Origin of the sequence: Massilia pseudoviolaceinigra, assembly GCF_030846505.1 — a bacterium.
In the GTDB taxonomy this organism is placed as follows: domain Bacteria; phylum Pseudomonadota; class Gammaproteobacteria; order Burkholderiales; family Burkholderiaceae_D; genus Telluria_A; species Telluria_A violaceinigra.
On sequence record NZ_JAVCWL010000074.1, the window covers coordinates 1 to 3,086 of the forward strand.

A 3,086-nucleotide genomic window follows, 5' to 3' on the forward strand; every position below is an offset into this window, starting at 1 on the left:
TGTCAGTCCGAACGGATCGCCATTGTCCCAGCGCCAGACGATCTTGTTGTCGAGCGTACGCGTGATCATTCGTGGCGTTCCCAAATGATCCGGATGAATATGGAATACGTTAATCGCCGTGTTTTGGGCAGGTACCGCACCCGTCACTGTCTGCGTCAATACTGCCACTGGCAGGTTGCCCAGGTACACCGTCTCACGGGTCGCCTTGCCGTTGACATAGTTGTACTCACCCACCAACTGTCCTTGCTCATCGTAGACGAATATACCACCGCCGTTAGTCTGAAATACACGCTGTTCCAAGCCATTGAACAACTGGTGGGCCGTGACAGTACCATTCTGGATACGGTATGGCCGAGCCCGTCCGCTATAAGTGACGACGAGCGTGCCATCCGTGGTCAGATTACCGGCATCGTCGTAGGTATTCGTCTTGGCCGGCCCCGGTCCAGTGGTCGCACTCAGCTTGTTACTGAGCGGGTAAATGGTGTTCGTGTAGCCGTTTGCACCGAACCCAGCCTTGATGCGGTTACCGCTGGCATCGTAGGCGTACGTCTGGCTGGTGCCGTTGCCGCTGTAGCTGGTCAGACGGTTCAACTCGTCGTAGCCGAAGGTCTGGTTCAGGCTGGCAGGGCTGGGCAGCGTTCCCGTGCCCGAATGGGTGTATCCCTTGATGCGGCTGGCGGCATCGTAATTGATCGTGCGCACGACCCCGTTTGCCGTTGGGCTTCCCATCGTATAGCTGCTGATCCGGCCATCGAGGTCGTAGGTGCGCACATGCGCATACTGGTTTGCTGGAACGCTACTGCCCCATTTCCAACCAGTGGTTCCGCCAAACGGGGTGTAGGTGATATTGTTCAGCAAAACAATGCTGCTGTCGACGTTCGTGTCGGTACCGGTGGCTTTTACCGGGTTCAGCGTGATGCTGGCAACTTGGCCCACGTGGTTGTAGCCATAGTTAACGCGGTTTCCGCTCGGGTAGGTCACGCTCGCCAGCCGGCCCGCCGCATCGTACCCATAGATAAGCGTATGCGTGTTGTTGTAGCTCCCCAAGCCGGTCGTGGTCTGGGCTTTGATCGCGAGCCGCCCGAATGCGTCATAGGTATACGTCGTATAACCCGATTCATCCGTCATCCGCGTCATTTTGCCAGCCGCAGTTGGCGTCAGCTTCGCATCGCCGTCGTACTCGAACGTGGTGCTGATGGTGCCCGTATAGTCGATCCGGGTCAGGCGGTTTAGCGCATCATAAAAATAGGTATTCGTTTTACCGCGGCCGTCCATGCGCGTCTTCCGGTTGCCGGCGGCATCGTAAGTCGATTTTGTGAGGCCCGTGTCGGGACTTCGCAGCTCGCTGCGGTTACCAAGGCCGTCGACGGCGTAACGCGTCTCCAGGTTGCGCGGATCGGTCACCGTCGCCACTTGGTCCATGCCGTCGTAACCGTACTTGATGGTCGGACGAGCGCCGTTGGTGAGGGGCTGTTCCACCTGCTTTACACGGTCGAGTGGGTCGTAGGTGAGGTTCGTCATCCGTCCCAGCGGATCGGTAATTTCCTTCAGATTGCCAACAAGGTCGTACTTGTAACTGGTGGGCGCTTCCGGCACCGACTGCGCCGATGCCAGAGTGCCGGTAGAGGCACCCAGCAGCGGGGTGTACGTCATAACAACAATTAGTGCGCCGGACGTCAAGCGGCTGAGAATACGGCGGGTCATCGTGCAGCTCCGGTTTGGCTCGTCAGACGGCCGGTTTTGTCGTAGGTACGGGAAATCTGGCGCACAAGGTTGCCTTTGTGGTCGCGCACTTCTTCCTTGATCCTGTTGCCGGTGAGGTCAAGTGTATAAATGATGCTCTCGATGCTCTCGTCACGGCCACTGACGACCGAAGTGAGCCGGTGGGCTGCATCGTAAGTATACTTCGTCACGCTGTTGTCCGGGAACGTGACCGTCTCGATCTGACCTGAAGGCGTGTAGGCGTAGGCGGTCGTCTGTGGAGGCATATGAGTATCTATGCCGCTTGATACGATTTTGGACTTAACCCATCCGCGCTCGGTGTAGTCCAGCTTTATCGTCACGCCGTCAGGCGCGCGAATCGTGTGAACCCGGCCATGGGCGTCATAGCCCCCGTAAGTCGTCGCTTTGCCGACGGCGTTCGTTACCTTGATCAGGTCGCCCGTCGTCGAGTCATAGTCGTACCTAGTGAGATCGACGATGTCGGTACGCGGACCGGTGACGGTTTCCAATTGCCCCTTATTGTATGTATATGCCCATTTTCGGACGCTTCCCGTCAGAGGCGCGTTTATTCCCAGCGCGCCCGTCAGGTCGGTGGTGGCCTGCTCGGTCTTGGCCAGTACATTGCCGGTTTTAACGTCGTACTGGTATTTCGTCATACGCTTGGGTTCGGCGATGGTCTCCGGCAGGCGGAATTCCGCGTGCCATTTGGTTGTGGTTTTACGTGCTGGCGAAGCAAGTGTCTGCGCGGCCAGCAGCGACGTACAATCGGCAGTTGACGCACCTTCGACCCGCGCCGTTTCCAGATTGCGCCCGGCCTCATATTGGAAGCAGCTGTAGTTGCCGTTGAAATCCTTCGTCATGGCGACGTTTCCAATCGCGTCATATTTACGTTCGGCGATGGTGCCGCATTCCACACATGGCTCGTGAATAGTGGTGGTTTTGGCAACTCCAAGCACATAGTCTTTTTGGAAGTAGCTCACCGAGGTCGCCGGCTTTTCTTTCGGCCCCACATAGTGAGTTACTATTGCGACTGGGGGACCACCCCATTCTGGCCGAGGGACATAGGCGATCATGACCTTGTTGGCATCTTCGCCGAGTTGCGACGACGTTGCTCGGCCGGCGCAGTCATACGTCCAGCTGATGTGGCGGTCTTCATTCTCATCGATCAGGCCCGTCATCAGGTTACTGAAAGCCGTCGGACCAAAACCGTTTCCGGTTGTTTCTGAAAAGCGGCTGCATTCCGCACCATCGTTAATTTGGATTTTGTTCGCTTCGTTGTACCAATACGTCTGGCTTTTTCCGTCAGGGTACGTCACCTTGGTCAGATTGTTTGCCTTGCAGGCGACTGTGGATTCATTGCCCGC

Annotated in this window: 2 protein-coding genes; both read right to left on the minus strand. The window is 57.1% G+C overall.

Annotated features, from left to right (window positions below):
* Nucleotides 1-1,704 (minus strand): RHS repeat domain-containing protein (locus RBA40_RS32950; RefSeq protein WP_306653092.1); only part of this gene is annotated, 1,704 nt, incomplete at its 3' end.
* Nucleotides 1,701-3,086, minus strand: a 1,386-nt coding sequence (locus RBA40_RS32955) for an RHS repeat domain-containing protein (protein ID WP_374710586.1), incomplete at its 5' end; no start/stop codon positions are given. The genes RBA40_RS32950 and RBA40_RS32955, both read right to left, overlap by 4 nt.